Origin of the sequence: uncultured Actinobacillus sp., assembly GCF_945915845.1 — a bacterium.
GTDB lineage: Bacteria > Pseudomonadota > Gammaproteobacteria > Enterobacterales > Pasteurellaceae > Exercitatus.
In genome coordinates this window covers 1-19,428 of the sequence record NZ_CAMEFX010000036.1, presented here as the reverse complement: position 1 = coordinate 19,428, position 19,428 = coordinate 1, and the positions used below count along the sequence as shown (strand labels likewise).

General features: G+C 40.5%; 14 protein-coding genes and 1 pseudogene. 6 read left to right on the top strand and 9 right to left on the bottom strand.

Annotation, left to right across the window (positions count from 1 at the left end; genetic code table 11):
* Nucleotides 1–845: 845 nt before the first annotated feature.
* Both Q0O89_RS08210 and Q0O89_RS08205 read right to left on the bottom strand, forming a co-directional pair.
* Entirely contained in the window at nucleotides 846–2,180 is a 1,335-nt protein-coding gene (locus Q0O89_RS08210) for a sodium:proton antiporter (protein ID WP_293731215.1), read from the bottom strand.
* A gap of 83 nt (nucleotides 2,181–2,263) precedes the next feature.
* Nucleotides 2,264–4,573: a Tex family protein gene (locus Q0O89_RS08205; RefSeq protein WP_293731214.1), complete on the bottom strand. Its 2,310-nt coding sequence runs from the start codon at nucleotides 4,571–4,573 to the stop codon at nucleotides 2,264–2,266.
* A 148-nt stretch (nucleotides 4,574–4,721) separates the two neighbouring features.
* Between Q0O89_RS08205 and tal the strand changes: the two genes are divergently transcribed.
* Together tal and metJ are read left to right on the top strand one after the other, a co-directional pair.
* The gene (tal, locus tag Q0O89_RS08200; protein ID WP_293731213.1) at nucleotides 4,722–5,675 is read left to right on the top strand and encodes a transaldolase; all 954 of its coding nucleotides are present in this window, start codon (nucleotides 4,722–4,724) and stop codon (nucleotides 5,673–5,675) included.
* Nucleotides 5,676–5,822: 147 nt separating this feature from the next.
* Nucleotides 5,823–6,140 (top strand): met regulon transcriptional regulator MetJ, encoded by a 318-nt coding sequence (gene metJ / locus Q0O89_RS08195; protein ID WP_135710345.1) that lies wholly within the window; start codon nucleotides 5,823–5,825, stop codon nucleotides 6,138–6,140.
* Between the two features lie 94 nt (nucleotides 6,141–6,234).
* Here the strand turns inward: metJ and Q0O89_RS08190 are convergent.
* The 3 genes and pseudogenes from Q0O89_RS08190 to Q0O89_RS08180 form a co-directional block, all read right to left on the bottom strand.
* Nucleotides 6,235–6,786 (bottom strand): annotated as a pseudogene (locus Q0O89_RS08190) (NAD(P)H-dependent oxidoreductase).
* Between the two features lie 47 nt (nucleotides 6,787–6,833).
* Nucleotides 6,834–7,220, bottom strand: coding sequence for a DoxX family protein (locus Q0O89_RS08185; protein ID WP_293731212.1), 387 nt, complete (start codon nucleotides 7,218–7,220; stop codon nucleotides 6,834–6,836).
* 148 nt (nucleotides 7,221–7,368) lie between these two features.
* Nucleotides 7,369–8,241 (bottom strand): pirin family protein, encoded by an 873-nt coding sequence (locus Q0O89_RS08180; protein ID WP_293731211.1) that lies wholly within the window; start codon nucleotides 8,239–8,241, stop codon nucleotides 7,369–7,371.
* A 139-nt stretch (nucleotides 8,242–8,380) separates the two neighbouring features.
* Between Q0O89_RS08180 and Q0O89_RS08175 the strand changes: the two genes are divergently transcribed.
* Nucleotides 8,381–9,247: a LysR family transcriptional regulator gene (locus Q0O89_RS08175; RefSeq protein WP_293731210.1), complete on the top strand. Its 867-nt coding sequence runs from the start codon at nucleotides 8,381–8,383 to the stop codon at nucleotides 9,245–9,247.
* A gap of 241 nt (nucleotides 9,248–9,488) precedes the next feature.
* Nucleotides 9,489–10,244: an alpha/beta fold hydrolase gene (locus Q0O89_RS08170; RefSeq protein WP_293731209.1), complete on the top strand. Its 756-nt coding sequence runs from the start codon at nucleotides 9,489–9,491 to the stop codon at nucleotides 10,242–10,244.
* A gap of 100 nt (nucleotides 10,245–10,344) precedes the next feature.
* Here Q0O89_RS08170 and Q0O89_RS08165 read toward each other — a convergent pair whose 3' ends face one another.
* From Q0O89_RS08165 to Q0O89_RS08155, 3 genes are all read right to left on the bottom strand, one after another.
* Complete coding sequence (locus tag Q0O89_RS08165) at nucleotides 10,345–12,111, bottom strand: sodium:proton antiporter (protein WP_135710328.1); 1,767 nt, start codon at nucleotides 12,109–12,111, stop codon at nucleotides 10,345–10,347.
* A 62-nt stretch (nucleotides 12,112–12,173) separates the two neighbouring features.
* Nucleotides 12,174–13,499 (bottom strand): MFS transporter, encoded by a 1,326-nt coding sequence (locus Q0O89_RS08160; protein WP_273395444.1) that lies wholly within the window; start codon nucleotides 13,497–13,499, stop codon nucleotides 12,174–12,176.
* 29 nt (nucleotides 13,500–13,528) lie between these two features.
* On the bottom strand, nucleotides 13,529–15,589 hold the full coding sequence (locus tag Q0O89_RS08155; RefSeq protein ID WP_293731208.1) for a BCCT family transporter: 2,061 nt from the start codon (nucleotides 15,587–15,589) through the stop codon (nucleotides 13,529–13,531).
* A gap of 274 nt (nucleotides 15,590–15,863) precedes the next feature.
* Here Q0O89_RS08155 and Q0O89_RS08150 point away from each other — a divergent pair, with 274 nt between their 5' ends.
* Entirely contained in the window at nucleotides 15,864–16,706 is an 843-nt protein-coding gene (locus Q0O89_RS08150) for a DUF6363 domain-containing protein (RefSeq protein WP_293731207.1), read from the top strand.
* Between the two features lie 11 nt (nucleotides 16,707–16,717).
* Here the strand turns inward: Q0O89_RS08150 and Q0O89_RS08145 are convergent, their stop codons facing one another.
* The gene (locus Q0O89_RS08145; RefSeq protein ID WP_293731206.1) at nucleotides 16,718–18,013 is read right to left on the bottom strand and encodes an FAD-binding oxidoreductase; all 1,296 of its coding nucleotides are present in this window, start codon (nucleotides 18,011–18,013) and stop codon (nucleotides 16,718–16,720) included.
* A 117-nt stretch (nucleotides 18,014–18,130) separates the two neighbouring features.
* Here Q0O89_RS08145 and Q0O89_RS08140 point away from each other — a divergent pair, with 117 nt between their 5' ends.
* On the top strand, nucleotides 18,131–19,177 hold the full coding sequence (locus Q0O89_RS08140) for an extracellular solute-binding protein (protein ID WP_293731205.1): 1,047 nt from the start codon (nucleotides 18,131–18,133) through the stop codon (nucleotides 19,175–19,177).
* The last annotated feature ends 251 nt before the right edge of the window (nucleotides 19,178–19,428 follow it).

The following is a 19,428-nucleotide window of genomic DNA, read 5'->3' as shown; positions in this document are numbered from 1 at the left end:
ACCAATGTTGATATTGGGACACGAAGCGTCGTGTCCCTACAAGCACTTCGAATTTAATTTTTTCAAATATCCATAATTCAGCGTTATTGTAGGGACGCCACGCTTGGCGTCCAATTCCAAACGCCACGCTTGGTGTCCAATTCCAATTTACAACCAATGTTGATATTGGGACACGAAGCGTCGTGTCCCTACAAGCACTTCGAATTTTATTTTTTTCGAATATCCATAATTCAACGTCATTGTAGGGACGCCACGCTTGGCGTCCAATTCCAATTTACAACCAATATTGATATTGGGACACGAAGCGTCGTGTCCCTACAAACACTTCGAATTTTATTTTTTTAGAATATCCATAATTCAACGTTATTGTAGGGACGCCACGCTTGGTGTCCAATTCCAATTTACAACCAATGTTGATATTGGGACACGAAGCGTCGTGTCCCTACAAGCACTTCGAATTTTATTTTTTTCGAATATCCATAATTCAACGTCATTGTAGGGACGCCACGCTTGGCGTCCAATTCCAATTTACAACCAATATTGATATTGGGACACGAAGCGTCGTGTCCCTACAAATACTTCGAATTTTATTTTTTTCGAATATCCATAATTCAACGTCATTGTAGGGACGCCACGCTTGGCGTCCAATTCCAATTTACAACCAATATTGATATTGGGACACGAAGCGTCGTGTCCCTACAAACACTTCGAATTTTATTTTTTTCGAATATCCATAATTCAACGTCATTGTAGGGACGCCACGCTTGGCGTCCAATTCCAATTTACAACCAATGTTGATATTGGGACACGAAGCGTCGTGTCCCTACAAGAGTGATCAAGGTTGATTAAATATGCGGCATGAAATCCTCTTTGCCGCCTAATTTATTAAAGGCTCGGCGTCTTGGGTCTTCCAATTTGGATTTTCTAATCATCGGTTCAATGGTAGAGCCTTGTACTAAGATTGAAAAGGTCACCACAGAATAGGTCATTAACAAAATCAAATCGCGTACATCTAAATTCCCTTCTTGGCTTGAAATCATCACTGTGCCGGTGGGGATGGCCAATGCCATGGCTAACGCTAAACCACCGCGTAATCCGCCCCATGTTAAAATGCGTAAGGTGTAAGGATTGTAAGCGGCAAAGCGTTTTAATACTTGATAAGGCAACCAAAGGCTTATATAGCGTGCTAACAGGCAAACCGGAATAGCAATGAGCATTAACACACCGCCAATGGTGGTGAAATCCACAAGCAAGGCACTTAAACCAATTAATAAGAAGAGTAAATAGTTCAAGGAATGGTCAATCATTTCCCAAAAATGGTCGAGATATAAGCGGCTTTGCTCGGAGAAACCTTGGCGGCGCGTCCAGTTGCCGATCATAATGCCTGAGACAACCATGGCTAATGCGCCCGACACATGTAAGTAGTTGGCAATAACAAAGCCAACGGTCGGTACGGTGAGGGTAATCAAAATTTCTAAACTACCGTCATCGGTGGCAGAGATAAATTTATGTGCCACAAAACCGGTGAACAAACCAAAGAGAATACCCCCCACCGCTTCTTGCAAAAATAAACCTAAAATGCCGCTTAGGGTTGCTTCTTGTCCTTCAAAAGCCACGGCGAATACGGTGGTGAAAATCACTAAACCGATACCATCATTAAACAGCGATTCGCCTTCAACTTGCATAGATAAACGTTTTGGGGCTTTTAAACTTTTGATGATGGCAAGAACGGCGATCGGGTCGGTCGGCGAAATGAGCGCGCCGAATAACAGACAATACACAAAACCGATATTAAGCCCAAACAACATCACGATAACGTAAATCAATCCGCCGACAAAAAAGGTTGAAGCCAGAGTTGAAAATAAAGCATACACCGCAATTTCACGGCGTTGTTCTTTCATTAGGGGCAATTTTATGCCAAGGGAACCGGCGAAAAGCAGGAAGCCGAGCATACCGTTTAATAAGAAGCTTTTAAAATCAATTTGTTCCACAATTGAAATGGCCAGTTCATCGACTTTGAGCCAGCTTAATGACCCCAAGGTTAACACCAAAAATGACGCTACAATGGCGGAAGCGGTAATGGCAATGGTGGTTTGAATGTTGTCCGTTAATTTTCGTGTAAAAAAAGAAATGAACATCGATAGCCCGAATAAAAGGCAGATGTAAGCGTAGAGTTCCATATTAAGACCTGTTAAGAGAAAAATGGCGTAAGAATACTCCCCATATTTTGGGAATTATATACCTAATATGGGGAGTATAGAGATTACTTTTTCCAACCTTTTAGCGCGTCCGCAAAGGCGTTATTGGTAAATTGATTGCGCTGTGGTTGGCGGTTGTCACGTTGTTCTGAGCGTGGTTTTGCACTTAAAGTGCGGTCAGATTTTTCACTATTTTTCACCGCGCTTTCGTCTAATCGCATGGTCAAGGCAATCCGTTTACGCGCTACATCTACTTCTAACACTTTCACTTTCACCACATCGCCGGTTTTCACCACTTGATGCGGATCTTCCACAAACTTGTCGCTTAAAGAAGAAATATGCACTAAACCGTCTTGATGTACACCAATATCCACAAACGCGCCGAAGTTGGTCACGTTGGTAATGGTGCCTTCTAAAATCATCCCTGCTTTTAAATCCGCAATGTCTTCCACGCCGTCCATAAAGGTGGCGGTTTTAAATTCACCGCGCGGGTCGCGCCCGGGTTTTTCCAATTCTTTAAAAATATCCATCACCGTTGGCAAACCAAATTGCTCATCGGTAAATTGTTTCGCATCAAGTTGGCGTAAGGCACCGGCATTTCCCATTAAATCTTGAATAGATTGTTCCGTGGCCTGTAAGATTTTTTCCACCACCACATAAGATTCCGGGTGAACACCAGAGGCATCCAATGGGTTTTTACCATGGGTAATACGCATAAAACCTGCACATTGTTCAAAGGCTTTCGGCCCTAAGCGCGGCACTTTTTTCAATTCCGCACGGCTGTTAAAACGTCCGTTTTCATCGCGGTACGCCACGATATTTTGCGCTAAGGTTTTGGTCATCCCAGCCACACGTGCCAATAACGGCGCAGACGCGGTATTTAAATCCACCCCCACGGCATTAACACAATCTTCCACCACGGCATCGAGTTTACGCGCCAGTTGGGATTGATTCACATCGTGTTGATATTGCCCAACGCCAATGGCTTTCGGTTCGATTTTCACCAATTCCGCCAACGGGTCTTGTAAACGGCGCGCAATAGACACCGCGCCACGCAAAGAGACATCTAGCTCAGGGAATTCTGCGGCCGCCAATTCTGAGGCGGAGTAAACCGACGCCCCGGCTTCACTGACCACCACGGTTTGGGGTTTATTTTCTTTAATCTCTTTGATCACCTCTTTGGCAAAACGCTCTGTTTCGCGCGATGCCGTGCCGTTACCAATGGAAATCAATTCCACATGATGGGCTTTAATGAGCTTATAAATGGTCACTAATGCCGCATCCATTTGTCCGGTATGGGGATAAATTGTGGCGGTATCCAACAATTTCCCTGTGTTATCCACTACGGCGACTTTTACTCCGGTACGCAATCCCGGGTCTAAGCCCATGGTATTTTTTGCGCCGGCAGGGGCTGCCATTAAAAGTGCGGATAAATTTCGGGCAAAAACATCAATGGCTTCCTCTTCCGCTTTTTCACGCAACGCGCCCATTAATTCTGTTTCTAAATGTAGGGCAACTTTAATTTTCCACGTCCACGCAATCACTTGCTCACGCCATTTATCCGCCGGTTGTCCACTTAGGCGCACATTTAAATGTTCGCGGATAATTTCTTCACAATAGCTCGAACGGCTGCCTTCTTCTGCATCAGGATCTGCATTTAAACTTAATTGCAAAATACCTTCGTTACGCCCACGGAACATGGCTAGCGCGCGGTGAGAAGGCACATGACGCAAAGGTTCTTGGTGATCAAAATAATCTTGGAATTTTGCCCCTTCTGCTTCTTTGCCTTCCAAAACTTTCGATACAAGCACCGCACTTTGTTGTAAATAGGTGCGAACTTTTGCCAACAATTGCGCATCTTCGGCAAAACGTTCCATTAAAATATAGCGCGCACCGTCTAAGGCGACTTTGGTATCCGTCACGCCTTTTTCAGCATCAACAAATTGCGCGGCGGCAGTTTCCGGATCATTGTTCGGTTCATTCCAAAGCAAATCTGCCAACGGCTCAAGACCGGCTTCAATGGCCGCTTGACCTTTGGTGCGGCGTTTTGGTTTATAAGGCAAATACAAATCTTCTAATTCGGTTTTGCTTTGGGTTTGCAGAATTTTTTCGCGTAACTCATCCGTTAATTTGCCTTGTTCATCAATGGATTTCAAAATGGTTTGGCGGCGATCTTCTAATTCGCGCAAATAAATTAAACGGGTTTCAAAATGACGTAATTGGGTGTCATCCAAGCCACCGGTCACTTCTTTACGATAACGAGCGATAAAAGGAATGGTGTTGCCATCGTCTAATAATTGAATGGCGGCGAGAATTTGTGCGGCGCGAACATTAAGTTCGTCAGCAATAATTTGGCTAATTTGTTGGTTTAACATTGTGTTGCCTTTTTATGAAAAAATTGGCGATAGGATACTGTTTTTATCTCTTGAGCTCAACCTATAAAAAATTTGAATAAAGACTAGCGATTTATCAGATTATGGCACATAATCAGGAAACAATTTGTTCACTTTATAAGGAAATATTATGACAACACAATTAGACGCACTTAAACAAATGACCGTTGTGGTGGCTGATACCGGCGATATCGAAGCCATGAAACTTTATAAACCTCAAGATGCCACAACTAACCCATCTCTCATTTTAAGCGCATCGGCGTTACCGCAATACGCTTCGCTTATCGATGATGCGGTGGCTTATGCAAAAGCGCAAAGTAGCGATAAAGCCCAGCAATTAATTGATGCCGAAGATAAATTGGCGGTGAATATCGGGTTAGAAATCTTAAAATTGGTTCCGGGACGTATTTCAACGGAAGTGGACGCACGCCTTTCTTACGACACTCAAGGTACCATTGAAAAAGCACGCAAAATCATTCGCTTATATAATGAAGCCGGTGTTCCCAATGATCGTATTTTGATTAAAATCGCATCAACATGGCAAGGTATCCGTGCTGCTGAAATTCTTGAGAAAGAGAATATTAACTGTAACTTAACCCTATTATTCTCTCAAGCGCAGGCGCGCGCTTGTGCAGAAGCAGGCGTTTATTTAATTTCGCCATTTGTGGGGCGTATTTTAGACTGGTATAAAGCGAACTCCGACAAAAAAGACTACGCGCCGGCAGAAGATCCCGGTGTGATTTCTGTGACACAAATCTACAACTACTACAAACAATATGGTTATAACACCGTAGTGATGGGCGCAAGTTTCCGCAATGTGGGCGAAATCACTGAGCTTGCCGGTTGCGACCGTTTAACCATTTCACCGGCTTTATTGAAAGAATTACAAGAAAACGAAGCGCCATTAGTGCGCAAATTAGACTACCAAGGCGAAGTCAAAGCACGTCCGGCACCAATGACGGAAAGCGAATTCTATTGGGAACACAACGCCGACCCAATGGCAGTAGAAAAACTCGCCGACGGTATCCGCAAATTTGCGGCAGATATCGAAAAATTAGAAGCGATGTTAGCAGCGAAACTCTAATTTGCCTTTCAAGTCACGAAAAGTGCGGTGAAAATCACCGCATTTTTTTCAGGTAACTCTTTTTTAGCAGTCTGTACGGCTAGATTGAGATTAATGTGAATTTTGATTAGAATATCCCTAAAATTTCTACGTAAATCAGGTATTAATATGGCAAATTGGGATGGTAAATATATTAGCCCTTATGCAGAACACGGCAAAAAAAGCGAACAAGTCAAGAAAATCACAGTTTCTATTCCCATTAAAGTATTAGAAATTTTGACTAACGAACGCACACGCCGCCAGCTAAAAAATTTGCGCCATGCGACAAATAGTGAATTATTATGCGAAGCCTTTTTGCATGCATTCACAGGGCAACCTTTGCCAACGGATGAAGATTTGCTTAAAGAACGCCACGATGAAATCCCCGAAGACGCAAAACAAATGATGCGTGATTTGGGGATTAATCCTGATGAGTGGGAATATTAATAAGAAAAATAACCAAAAAAACAACCGCACTTTTATGGCGCTAAGCTCGCTGTAAAGTGCGGTTGTTTTGTTTTATGTTTTTAATCGGCTAGAACTAAAATTTCGCCACAAAATCGGCATAGGCGTTGATAAAACCGTTTAGCATACCTTTGACGGGTTCTGACACAATTTCACCGTTTTCGCCAATAACGCCATTGAAGATACCGCCTACATTTGCGGCAAATGACGCCGTTGGCATGTTAATAAATGCCCCTGAGCAAATGGTGCGAAGTTGGTCTGCAGCACGAACGCCACCCGCTGCGCCTGCGGCAACAGAAACGATACCGGCAGGTTTGCCAATCTATAAACTTTGACCCATTGGACGCGAGCCAATGTCGATGGCATTTTTGATCATCGCTGAAAAACTGCCGTTGTGTTCAGGAGTGATAAATAAGACGGCATCGGCTTTCGCAATTTCGCCGCGGAAACGGTTGTATTGTGTGATGTCTTGTGTGTCTGAATCACGATCATAAAGCGGAAGATCAGCGATTTGTAAAAAATTCAATTGAATCGTTGCTGGGGCAATGCTTTGCAAATAACGAGCAACGATTTGGCTAACAGATGTTGCGCTATTAGAGCCAACTAATACAGCAATTTGTTTTGTCATAGTATATTCCTTTTAGATAAAATCGGGTTGAACACCCGATTGTATGATTATTTTGTGATTTTCGCATCAATGGATAATTTGCCTGCGCCGGTGACAAAGATGAATAAGAATGCCATACAGAAAAGTACGGCAGGTTCACCTTTATTGGCAATTGGATTAAAGAAAGTTTCTGCGCTGGCGTGGAACATTAAATAAGCCACAGCCATTTGACCTGCTAATAAGAAAGCGGCGGCGCGTGTGAATAATCCGACAATAATGAATAAACCGCCAACCGTTTCAATTAAACCGCCTATCCCGAAAAGTGAGAATAATGGCATATCTCCCGTTAATTTTTGTAAGCCGTGTAAAACCATAATGTAACCAATAACGACACGAGCGATTAATAGGGTGATTGGGCTTAATGCGACTGAAAGTTTTTCAAATAAGTTGTTCATAATGTTTCCTAAAAAATGAATCAAAAATAAAGTTTGTTTGTGGCGCGTATTTTATTTGAATACAAAAATGCAACAAGTCACATTTATGCAAAATCATTTTGCATAAATAGAAAGATAGATTCCCTGTGTATTGCACAGGGAATTATTTTTAACGTGAAATTGAACCAAATTTGCCGCTTTGTACATCATGGAAAGCTTGTACAATTTCATCTCTGGTGTTCATCACAAATGGACCATAACCTACAATCGGTTCATTATGCGGTTCACCTGTAAGAATAAGCAATTTCGCATCATTGTTCGCTTCAATATGCACATCGGCTTCACCGCGTTCAAAGGTGACCAACTCACCGCGGCGCGCAATGTCCGAATCATTAAATTGCACGGTGCCGTCAAGCACTAACACAATCAAATTGTGACTGGCTGGAATGCGGAATGTATGGTTTTTTCCTGCATTCATTCGCACATCCCACATATTCACAGGGCTAAAGGTGCTGGCTACACCTTGTGTCGTTTCAAAATCTCCCGCGATAATGCGTGCAATACCGGCGTTGTCGCCAAAGGCAACTTCAGGAATCTCTGCTGCTTTAATGGCTTGGTATTTTGGTGTGGTCATTTTGTCTTTCGCCGGTAAATTGACCCAAAGTTGCACCATTTCAAACATACCGCCTTCTTGCGAAAATTTTTCTGAATGAAATTCTTCGTGCATCACACCAGAACCTGCGGTCATCCATTGTACATCGCCTGTTCCAATGGTACCGCCACCACCGTAAGAGTCTTTGTGCGACACTTCGCCTTGATAAGCAATGGTCACGGTTTCAAAGCCACGATGCGGATGTTCGCCTACGCCACGATAATCGGATTTGCGACCACCGTCAAAATGGCGCAGTGGGTTGTAATCCATCAAAAGGAATGGATCTAAGTGTTTATCGGTATCGTGATAACTAAACATGGATTGAACTTGGAAACCGTTACCCACCCAGTGTTTTTGTGGGGCTTGATGTACTTTTGCAACTTTTTTCATACTGTACTCCTTATTCTGTCTGACATTAACACGTTATTTTTATCTCCTAACGCGTTTCGATGTATGCATTTTAATTGAATACAAAATTGCAACAAGATACAATAACGATAATTTATTTTCTAAAAATGGAAAGATGAAAATGGATAAAATCAGTTTAGACGACATACGATTATTTGTTTCCGTGGTGCAATCCGGCAGCCTAAGCCACGCCGCGGAATTAACAGGCATCCCCGTGTCGCGCTTAAGTCGCCGTTTAACCCAATTGGAACAAGCCCTAGGCACGCAATTACTCAATCGTGGCAAAAAAGGGGTTCGTTTGAATGAATTGGGCGAGCGTTTTTTTGAACGTGCGCAGGCGATGTTAACGGAAGCGGAATTGGCGATTGAAAGCGTACAAAATAGCTTGGTCAAACCGAGTGGTTTATTACGCATTTCTGTGGCAGCAGATATTTTTCATTTGCTTATCGAACCGCACTTAGGGCGTTATTTGCAAGAAAATCCCGATGTGAATTTGGACATTAATCTCAGCCACCAAAAAATTAATATGATCCAAGATGGCATCGATTTGGCAATACGTGTGGGCACCATTGATAACGACAATGTGGTGGCAAAACCTTGGATTTATGCGGAACTTGGGCTATTTGCCAGTCACGACTATTTAATCAAACACAAAGCGCCACAAACCCCTAACGAGCTTTATCAGCATAATATTATCGGGCAGTCATACACTTTTCCATGGCAATTTAAACGCGAGCAGCATGAAATTGCCATTATGCCCACTTGCCGTTTGGTGTCGAATGATTTTATTGCCATAGAAAAACAAATTCAGCGTGGCGTGGGTATTGGAACATTGCCGATTTTTACATATCACTCACGGGCTGATTTAATTCAAATTCTGCCTGAATGGCAAATGAAAATTTCCCCTGTTTCTCTGCTTTATTATAAAAACCGCGGCGCGGTGCCTGCAGTGCGTAGTATGGTGGAATTTTTGCAGAGTTTGGTTTAGCCACAGAATAAAGTGCGGTGAATTTTACGATATTTCGATATTATGGCACAGTAATACAAGACGGTCGTTGAGCCTGTCGAAACGTAAGTCTTGTGCGGTCATACGCTGAAATGCCTTATGGTTCGACAAGCTCACCAACCGTCATTTCAGCTTTATATAATGTTAAATGTTATATCTATTTCAGAATAAACAGAAAAACAACCGCATTTTGACACAATTAATCAAAAATTGGACGTAAAAAATGGAAAAACTTTTTGATATTAACGAACAAGGTCACAGTATTCGTTGTAAATTATTTTATGATAAAGACCCTCATCATGCGGAAAATGTGGTGTTGATTTTGCACGGTTTCGGTTCAAATAAAGACTTAAAATCCAATAGTAAATTTGGCGAGCGTCTTATTGCAAAATACAAAAATTACGCAGCAATTGCCTTTGATTTTCCTGCCCACGGCACAGACGCACGGAAAAAATTGACCGTGGCGGAATGTTTGGATTATATCCAAGTGGTGTTGGATTATGCCAAAGAAAAAATGCAGGCGCAGAATGTGTCGGTGTACGCCACCAGTTTTGGCGGTTATTTGATTTTGAAATACCTCGCTGAACAGGGTAATCCTTTTACCAAAATTGCTTTACGCGCGCCGGCCTTGCAAATTTATCATTCCCTTTGGCAGCGTCTAACAGAAGAGGAACAACATAAAATCAGCAAAGGCAAAGAAATTATGTGGGGCTTTGAGCGTAAGATGAAAATAAGCAAAGACTTTTTTGACGACTTAGCACAGGGCGATATTCAGCAATATGAATTTTTGGATGTAGCGGATAATCTGTTAATCGTTCACGGAACCGCGGATGAAATGGTCGATATTTCTGTGTCGCAAACTTTTGCGGAAAACAATGTCATTGAACTCATCACCATTGAAGGCGCTGATCATCCTTTCTCTAATCCTAAACATATGGATGTCGCTATTGGAAAAATAGTGGAGTTTTTGGGAAATTAAACACAAATCAAAGCTAATCCTGCCATTTAATATGTTTTAAATGCCCCAATAAAAAATACCGCCACGAATAAACTTAGGCGGTATTTTGATTTATTTTAAATTATAAAACCAAGGCAACCAGTTTGAAATCGTGCAATTCATTCAAAGTATGATTTTCACTCATTATAGTAATATTACCTTGTTTATCAATACAGAATAATGGAATAAACTCTTTATTATCAGCTTGATATTGCTCAAAACTATAAGTGTCTGTGATATTTGTGACTTTCACATTAGCATTTTTTGACAGCATACTCGATAGTTTTGCATAAGTCGCATTTTGATTAAATAACCAACGGGACTGTAAGTCTTTGTGGCGTTGGTCTTGTTCACGTCTATTGTTATCTTCACTAAATTTTAAGCGGTAAATATTTTCTGCTCCAAATTCATGGCGATAATGCATTTCTGATAACGCATTAAGTTCTCGATCCGTACTCATAGCAAGCAAAATACCGATACCCACTAAGTCAAGATGAGTATCTGCATGCGCTGAAATAGGGCTACCATAATAAGTTCGAAGACCAAGCATACGCGCCTTTGCAATATTATCGTAATTATGAAAAGCAACGACCACATCTATATTTGCTTCTTGCAATGCTTTAGCGACCATTAATGCAACAGGGTTCGAGCCAACAATTAATACGCCATTATTTTTAGCTTGACGTACATTCAGTAAACTAGCCATCGTTTTTGCACTTAGCCCTTGTACAATTACCGTCCCAATAATAATAGTAAATACCAACGGAACAAGTAACTCTACTCCTTTTAAATCACTCTGTTGTAGTCGAATTGCAAAAAGTGATGAAATTGCTGCGGCAACAATACCTCTTGGACCGATCCAACTAATCATTAATTTTTCATTTAATGTTAAATTAGAACCGATTGAAGAAAAGAATACCGCCAGTGGTCGTGCAACAAACATTGCCACCAACAATAAGACTAAACCAGAAAAACCAACACTGATTAATGCCCCTAAATCAACTCGAGCAGAAAGCACAATAAATAACGTGGAAACCAATAATACGGTTAATGATTCTTTAAACTCTAAAATATGATCTTTGGGAAAATCTTTCCAGTTAGCTAAGGCTACACCTAAAATAGTAATCGTCAACAATCCGGATTCATGCTCAACTGCATTAGAAAATGCAAATAGCAATAAAATAAATGCTAACGTAAAAACATTACGTAGATAATCGGGTACCCAGTTCTTTTTTATTAATTGGGCAAGTAGAAACGCACCTATAACTCCTAAAGCGGTTGCCAATACTGCCATTTTTAAGAAGATCAATACGCCTTCTTCACCACTACCAGTGACAATATATTCATAAACTAACACAACAAAAATTGCGCCAATCGGGTCAACAATAATACCTTCCCATTTCAATACATTGGCAATATTGCTATTTGGACGAACGCTACGTAGCAATGGGGCAATCACTGTCGGACCTGTCACACAAACAAGTGAACCAAATAACAATGCAATCTCAAGATCTACATCAAAGAGAACATAGGTTGCGATAGATAAGACGATAATTGTGATTAATGCACCTAAAGTCACAAGTAATTGTACGGTTTTTCCATGTCCTTTGATCTCCTTAAATTCTAATGTTAGCGCACCTTCAAATAAAATGACGGCAACGCCAAGTGAAATCATAGGAAAAAGCAAATCGCCAAAGACAGCATCAGGATTAAAAATGCCTAACACAGGTCCAGATAAGATACCGATAAGAAGTAAAAATAAAATTGATGGTTGTTTAAGATACCAAGCTAACCATTGTGCGAAGATACCTAATCCAACGATAATAGAGAGCAATAATGCTGTATCCATAAAATACCTTATAAAATTTGAAGTTTGTTCATTTAAAATCACGATAAATCTGAATAGTGATACTATAAATCTTTAACACTGTTCTGTTTGTTTTCCAATTCCGTCTCTCCATATTGTATTAAATTCTCTTGGTATCGTTGTACCAATTCATCATCAAAGGGAACTTGTGGTTCTGTACTCATTTCCAGCTCATCTATTGCAGTAGCAGTTGCCATTGGAGTAAAAAGTTGCATTTCAACACGTTCTGATTTGGGTATTGGTTTGGTTCGAACTGCACAACATAGTAAAACAACTGAACAGATACAAAAAAAAGTATAAAAACCGTATTCAGGTGAAAATGCCATGACTATACCAAGAAGCGGTGGAGCAATCAGCGCGCCAATTCCATAACAAAATAGTAATCCTCGACTGACTTCAACAGTATTCATATTATTTGGCAATTCATCATTTGCACGAGCAATGCTCAACGCATAGAGTGTAAATAAACTACAACCAAAGAAAAAAGCAATAATATATTGATACCAACTACTTGTAGTTTGTAGAAAAAGTATAAATAACCCTATACCTGCTGTAAGAGTTGCAATACTACTACAAATCAAAATGGTATTACGTCTTCCTAGCTTATCAGATAGGCTTGCAACGGGTAATTGACTAAGAAACCCTCCGATCATCGCTGCCATTAAATATAATGAAATTTCACTCAGACTAAAATGTAGCTTTAACATAAAGACTGATACCATTGTGAAAAAGCCATTTACCAACATTCCACTAATAAAGCTCGTTACAAGTGCCAATGGTGAAATTACAAATAAAGAAGGCAAACTAATACGTTCACGTTTAGGCAACTCAGGTTGTGTCATTTTGGTGAGCGCAATAGGGATCATTGACATCACCACTAATATTGTTGAAAGCGTAAAAATATTATTACTTGATAAATCAAAACTTAATAAACTTACACCTAAAATAAAGGCTAGATAGAAAATAATATTATAAGTCGCTAATGCTTTTCCTCGAGTATTAATATTGGTTTTATCGCTTAGCCAGCTCTCCACTAATAGCAATAAACTATAATGACAAAAACCAAGTACTATACGTAAAATTCCCCATATCCATAAATTTTCTAACATCATATGGCTTAGGGCAGCAATTGCAAACACTGCCCCAAAAACACTAAATGAACGAATATGCCCAACACTTGATACGATACGTTGAGCAAAAATGGTGCTCATTGCCGCCCCCATAAAAAAGGCAGCATTTAATAAGCCGATAACCACATCGCTCACCCCCATTTCTGCGAGTTTGATACCCGCAGAATTGAGAAACAGACCGTAACCAAAAAATAAAAAGAAAATCCCTGAAAAAAGCGAGTAAAAAGTGGGTTTCTGCATAAAATCTCCTAAAATGGGGTTCCCCATTGTTATACGGATTTGTTTTCGTCCATATCTTCCAGTTCAGAGTTTGTTTCCATGAAACTTTCCACATCAGCCGTCATCAATTCATGGCTTTCATCCATAGCTAAATTCATAAAGCGTTCGTATTGTTTTAATACATCTGCAATCAACTCATCTTTGGTCATATATTGCACATCATAACCGTAGCGACCATCAAAGAAATAAGTGATCGGCTCATAAATTTGGCTCTCTTCAATATTCGGCACATTGCTATCTTCCACCACTAAATCTGACAATTCACGCGATTGGCATTCTATACCATATAAGAAATTACGTAAGTTTTCTTTCACCACCTCAAATTCAATTTTGGGATTTTTACCCTCAATAAATCGCATTTGTGCAGTTAAGCCATGCCCTTCAAATTCTTCCACCAACTCTTTAAAGGCTGGGCGTGCTGTTTTTAATAGAAATTGACGAATATCTTTACGATTGGTTGGATTCACGATTTTTTCTAACCGCACTTTCCAATTTTCGCCTGTCCAGTTGCTACTACCGTGCGTAAACTTCTTGCTGGAATATTGGCTATCAACCATAAGCCCTTTCCACAAACCAAAACAAAGGACAATCATAATTGCCATAAAGGGTAAAGCAATGAGTAAGGTCATGGTCTGCAACGATGCTAATCCACCTGAATAAAGTAACGATAAACCTAGCACGGCAAGTAATACTCCCCAGAATATACTTTGCCATTTAGGTGATTTTTCTTCCCCTTGTGAAGCAATATTATTAAGCACAAAAATGCCCGAGTCTGCTGATGTCACAAAGAAGATAGAAATAACGGTTACCGCAACAATAGAAGTTATCGTACCAAATGGTAATTGATTAAAGAAACCAAATAATAACGCTTCTGTATTATTGCTGAGTGCGGCTAATGCTCCATCGGTTTGTTGATCAAGCCAAATTGCCGAACCGCCAAAACTTGTCATCCACAAAATATTGAATAAAGACGGCACAAATAACACGCCTAAAATAAATTCACGAATCGTGCGCCCTTTTGATATTTTAGCAATAAACATCCCCACAAATGGCGCCCAAGATGCCCACCATGCCCAATACACCACAGTCCAACTATTTAGCCAGCTCTGTTTTTCAGGTTCATAAGCAAAAGTACGAAAACTAATTTCTAATAATGAACTAAAGTAATAACCTAAATTCTCAGTGAAACTGGAAAGTAAATGTAAAGTAGGCCCTGCCACAATAACAAATACAAGTAATAACCCTGCTAAGAGAAGATTAGTTTCACTTAAAATTTTAACGCCCTTTCCTACCCCCGAAATAGCAGATATGACAGCTAATGTCATGGCAATAACCACTATAATAGCAAGCACACCAAAATCATTACTTGTTAAAAGACCAAGATTGTTAAATCCGGCATTAACTTGCATTGCGCCATAGCCTAAGGTTGTCGTTAAACCAAAAATAGTACTGCACAGTGCAACGACATCAATCAAATGTCCCCAAAATCCTGAAATACGATTTTTGAGTAAAGGGTAAAAACCCGAACGAACGGTTAAGGGTAATTTATAGCGAAAACCAAAATAAGCCAAAGCTAAAGCAATAACCGCATAAATCGCCCAAGCATGAATGCCCCAATGATAAAATGTTGTCATCATGGCTTCCTTGGCTCTTGTTGCTTCGTCTAACCCTGCTTCTGTTGGTTTTAAGTAATGTAAGATAGGTTCCGCCACACCAAAATACATCAAACCAATTCCCATTCCTGCTGCAAATAACATTGCAATCCAAGACATAAAGGAAAACTCTGGTTCATCTGTATCAGCCCCTAAACGAATGCTACCTAAAGAACTTACACATAAAAAAATCAAAAACAGGAAAAAAATCGAACCGGCTAAAATATAAAACCAACTAAAATGAGTAAAGACAGATTGCTTTACTGTGTCTAAAGTTGTTTGTGCCTGCTCAGGAAAAACTGAACAAAAAATTGCGACAATCGCAACAAAAACCACCGTAGGCACAAAAATTGGGGCTTTTAATGTGCTTGACGCACGAAGTCTATTAATAAACGACATATATGCTCCATTTTTGGATAAAAAAACGACCGCACTTTAGCTACAAAAAGCGATAATGTGCGATGAATAATAAAAATTTAATTTACGGACACCCTACAAGATAGGGGATTTTGAGTGCGGATATTTTAGAGAATATTCGCTTAAGATAGTCAGATGACTAAATTGAAAAGTAGCATCACTACAAAATTAGATTTTGTATCATGCTACACAATTAGACATAAAAAGTCAAATTGCACAAAAAATGACGTATAATATCTCAAAAGAGGAGAAATAAATGAAAACAGCTTTAGTCCTTGAAGGCGGTGCCATGCGTGGGTTATTTACCGCTGGGGTGTTGGATGTGTTTTTAGATGAACAAATTCAAGTAAATGGAATGATCACGGTTTCAGCCGGTGCCTTATTTGGCGTGAATTTTCCGTCTCAACAGCGTGGTCGCGTGTTGCGTTATAACCTGAAATATCTCAATGATAAGCGTTATATGGGGTTACATAGTTTATTCACCACAGGCAATATTGTTAATCGCGATTTCGCTTTTTATGAATTACCCTTTACTCTTGATCCCTTTGACCAAACAAGGTTTTCTCAATCAAATATAGACTTTTGGGTAACGCTAACTAATGTGGAAACAGGTGAACCGGAATATATCAAAATTACCGATGCCTTTGCGCAAATGGAAACATTACGCGCCACATCTGCGATGCCCATGGTGTCGAAAATGGTGGAAGTAGATGGTCAACGCTATCTTGATGGGGGGATTGCAGACAGCATTCCTTTGCAGAAAACACTGGCATTAGGTTATGACAAGATTATTGTGGTGTTAACGCGTCCGTTGGACTACCGCAAAAAACCGAGCTCTACCCTATTGTTTAACTTGATGTATCGCCACTATCCTAAACTCTGTGAACGTTGGGCCAATCGTTATTTGGAATATAATCAGGCGGTAGAACGCGTGATAGAGTTAGAACAACAGGGTAAGATTTTTGTTATTCGTCCCTCCGTGGATCTGAATATTAGTCGGTTAGAGAAAAATCCGGCGAAAGTGCAAGCGATGTACGACTTAGGCGTGGCGGATGCGAGAACGCAAATCCAAGCATTAAACGCCTATTTGCAAGCCTAGGATGGTTTGTCTTACCGATATTTGTCCAAAAAACGATAATAAGGAATGCCCACTTTCAAAGCGAGTTTTTTCACCAATTTACCGCCATAAATGGATGGAATTTTCAGTTGTTCAAACACACTTAAACGTTCATCATTGCCCAAAATTGCTTCGGCAATGATGCGCCCTGCCAACCCGGTCAAAGCAACACCATGCCCTGAATAACCGTGGGCAAAATAAATATTGGGTTTAATGCGCCCAAAGTGCGGTTGAGAATTCATGGTCATATCGATGGGGCCGCCCCAACCATAATCAATGTTCACATCCGCTAATTGCGGGAAGACTTTGAGCATATTGCGGCGCATGACCTGCACCATATCTTTATTTGAGCTGCTATCGGAACCAAATAATAAGCGATTATCCGCGCTTAAACGATAATAATCTAACAACAAATTGTTATCACAAACGGACATGCCATTATTGATCACGCTATCCGCCACGGTTTGTTCAAGGGGTTCGGTCGCAATAATAAAACTTTCCACCGGTAAGATTTTGCGTGCGGTGCCTCGGTGAATAGAACGCGGCAAACCTGCGATATAGGCATTGGTCGCAATGACCACATTTTGTGCGGTCACCTGTGCTTTTTTGGTTTTCAACATCACTTTATCCCCTTGGGTTTTCATATCCACCACCGGAGAATGCTCGAAAATTTGTACACCTAAATCCAAACAAGCTTTCGCTAAACCAAGACAATAGTTCAGCGGATGTAAATGCCCTGAATTGCTGTCAAACAAACCGCCCACATAAATATCAGAACCTAAATATTGCTTAAGTTGTGCCTTATCCCATAATTGCATATTGCCATAACCAAACACTTCACGGCTGGATTTTTCGATTGCCAACAAATCATCCATTCGGCGATGATTGAGTGCCAGTGTGGCATAACCTTTTTTCCAATCGCACTGAATACCGTATTTCGCAATGCGCTCATCAATAATATCAATGGCTTCCAAAGACATTGCCCACAATTTTTGGGTCATATCAAAACCAAATTGCTCCACATATTCATCGATGCCGTCTTCAAAGCCATTAATCGCTTGCCCACCGCTACGGCCTGAAGCACCAAACCCAATCCGCGCCCCTTCCAGCACGATCACACTTTTGCCTTGTTCCGCCAATTCCAAGGCGGCGGATAAACCACCAAATCCAGCCCCAATGATGCACACATCCGCATGCAGATTTTGTGCTAAGTGCGGTCGAATAATGTCGAGATTTCGGCTGTCGTAATAATAGGTTTTTTTGTGTTCTTGATGAGCAAAGTTAAGCATAACGATTTTCCTAAAGTAATTGGATGGGGATCTTACTCGGCTGAGCGTATATGTCAACGCTTTGCAACTATGCTATAATCGTGGCGAATTTTGACCGCACTTTAAGGAGTACACACCATGAAAGCAATCCTTTCTCGTTCATTAAAAAGTTTCATGCTTTCAGCCATTGCATTATTTTCTGCGCAATCTTGGGCTGAAGAAATCCGTATTTATAACTGGACAGACTATATTCCCTCTGATCTTATTGCTGCCTTTACCAAAGAAACCGGTATCGGCGTCAATTATTCCACCTTTGAAAGCAACGAAGAGATGTATTCTAAAATGAAATTAATGCAGGATACAGGCTATGACCTAGTTTTCCCATCCAGTTATTACATTGGCAAAATGGTGAAAGAAGGGATGTTGGAAAAAATTGATCACAGCAAACTCAGTAATTTTCACCAAATTCCGGACAATCTCTTAAACAAAGAATTTGATCCAAATAACCAATATTCTTTGCCTTATGTTTATGGTTTAACCGGTATCGGCGTTAATATTGCGGTGGTTGATCCAAGTAAAATCAGCGGTTGGGGCGATTTATGGAACCCGGAATACCAAGGCAAGGTATTGTTGACCGCGGATGCGCGCGAGGTGTTCCACATTGCCTTATTGTTAGACGGCAAGTCGCCAAATACCACCAATGAAGCGGAAATCAAAGCCGCCTATGAACGTTTGACAAAATTATTACCGAATGTGGCAACCTTTAACTCAGATACGCCTGAACTGCCGTATATTCAAGGGGAAGTAGATTTGGGGATGATTTGGAATGGCTCGGCTTATATGGCAAATAAAGAAAATCCTGATATTCAATTTATTTACCCGAAAGAAGGGGCGATTTTCTGGATGGATAACTATGCCATTCCAAAAGGTTCAAAACATGTCGATGCCGCCCATAAATTTATTGATTTTATGCTTCGACCAGAACACGCAAAAATCATTATCGAGCGTATGGGTTATTCTATGCCAAACAAAGGAGTCAAAGCCTTGCTAAAACCGGAAGATGCGGCGAACCCATTATTGTTCCCGCCTGAAGAAGAGGTGAAAAAGGGAATTTTCCAAGCGGATGTAGGCGATGCCGTGGATATTTATGAAAAATATTGGAATTTATTAAAAACGCAAAAATAACTAATGTTTTTGTAGGAATGCTACGCTTTACGTCTATTGCAAAAACAATGCGTAAAATTATGTTTATGGATGCCAAGCGTGGCATCCATACAACCATCTCAAATTAAAATATTTTTATAAGCAAAATATGATCGGTAAGATTTATTAAGAAATATTACCACACTAGTAGCAGAGTTAATTTAAAGGGAAAATTATGTCAATCAATCAATCAATCAATCAATCAATCAATCAATCAATCAATCAATCAATCA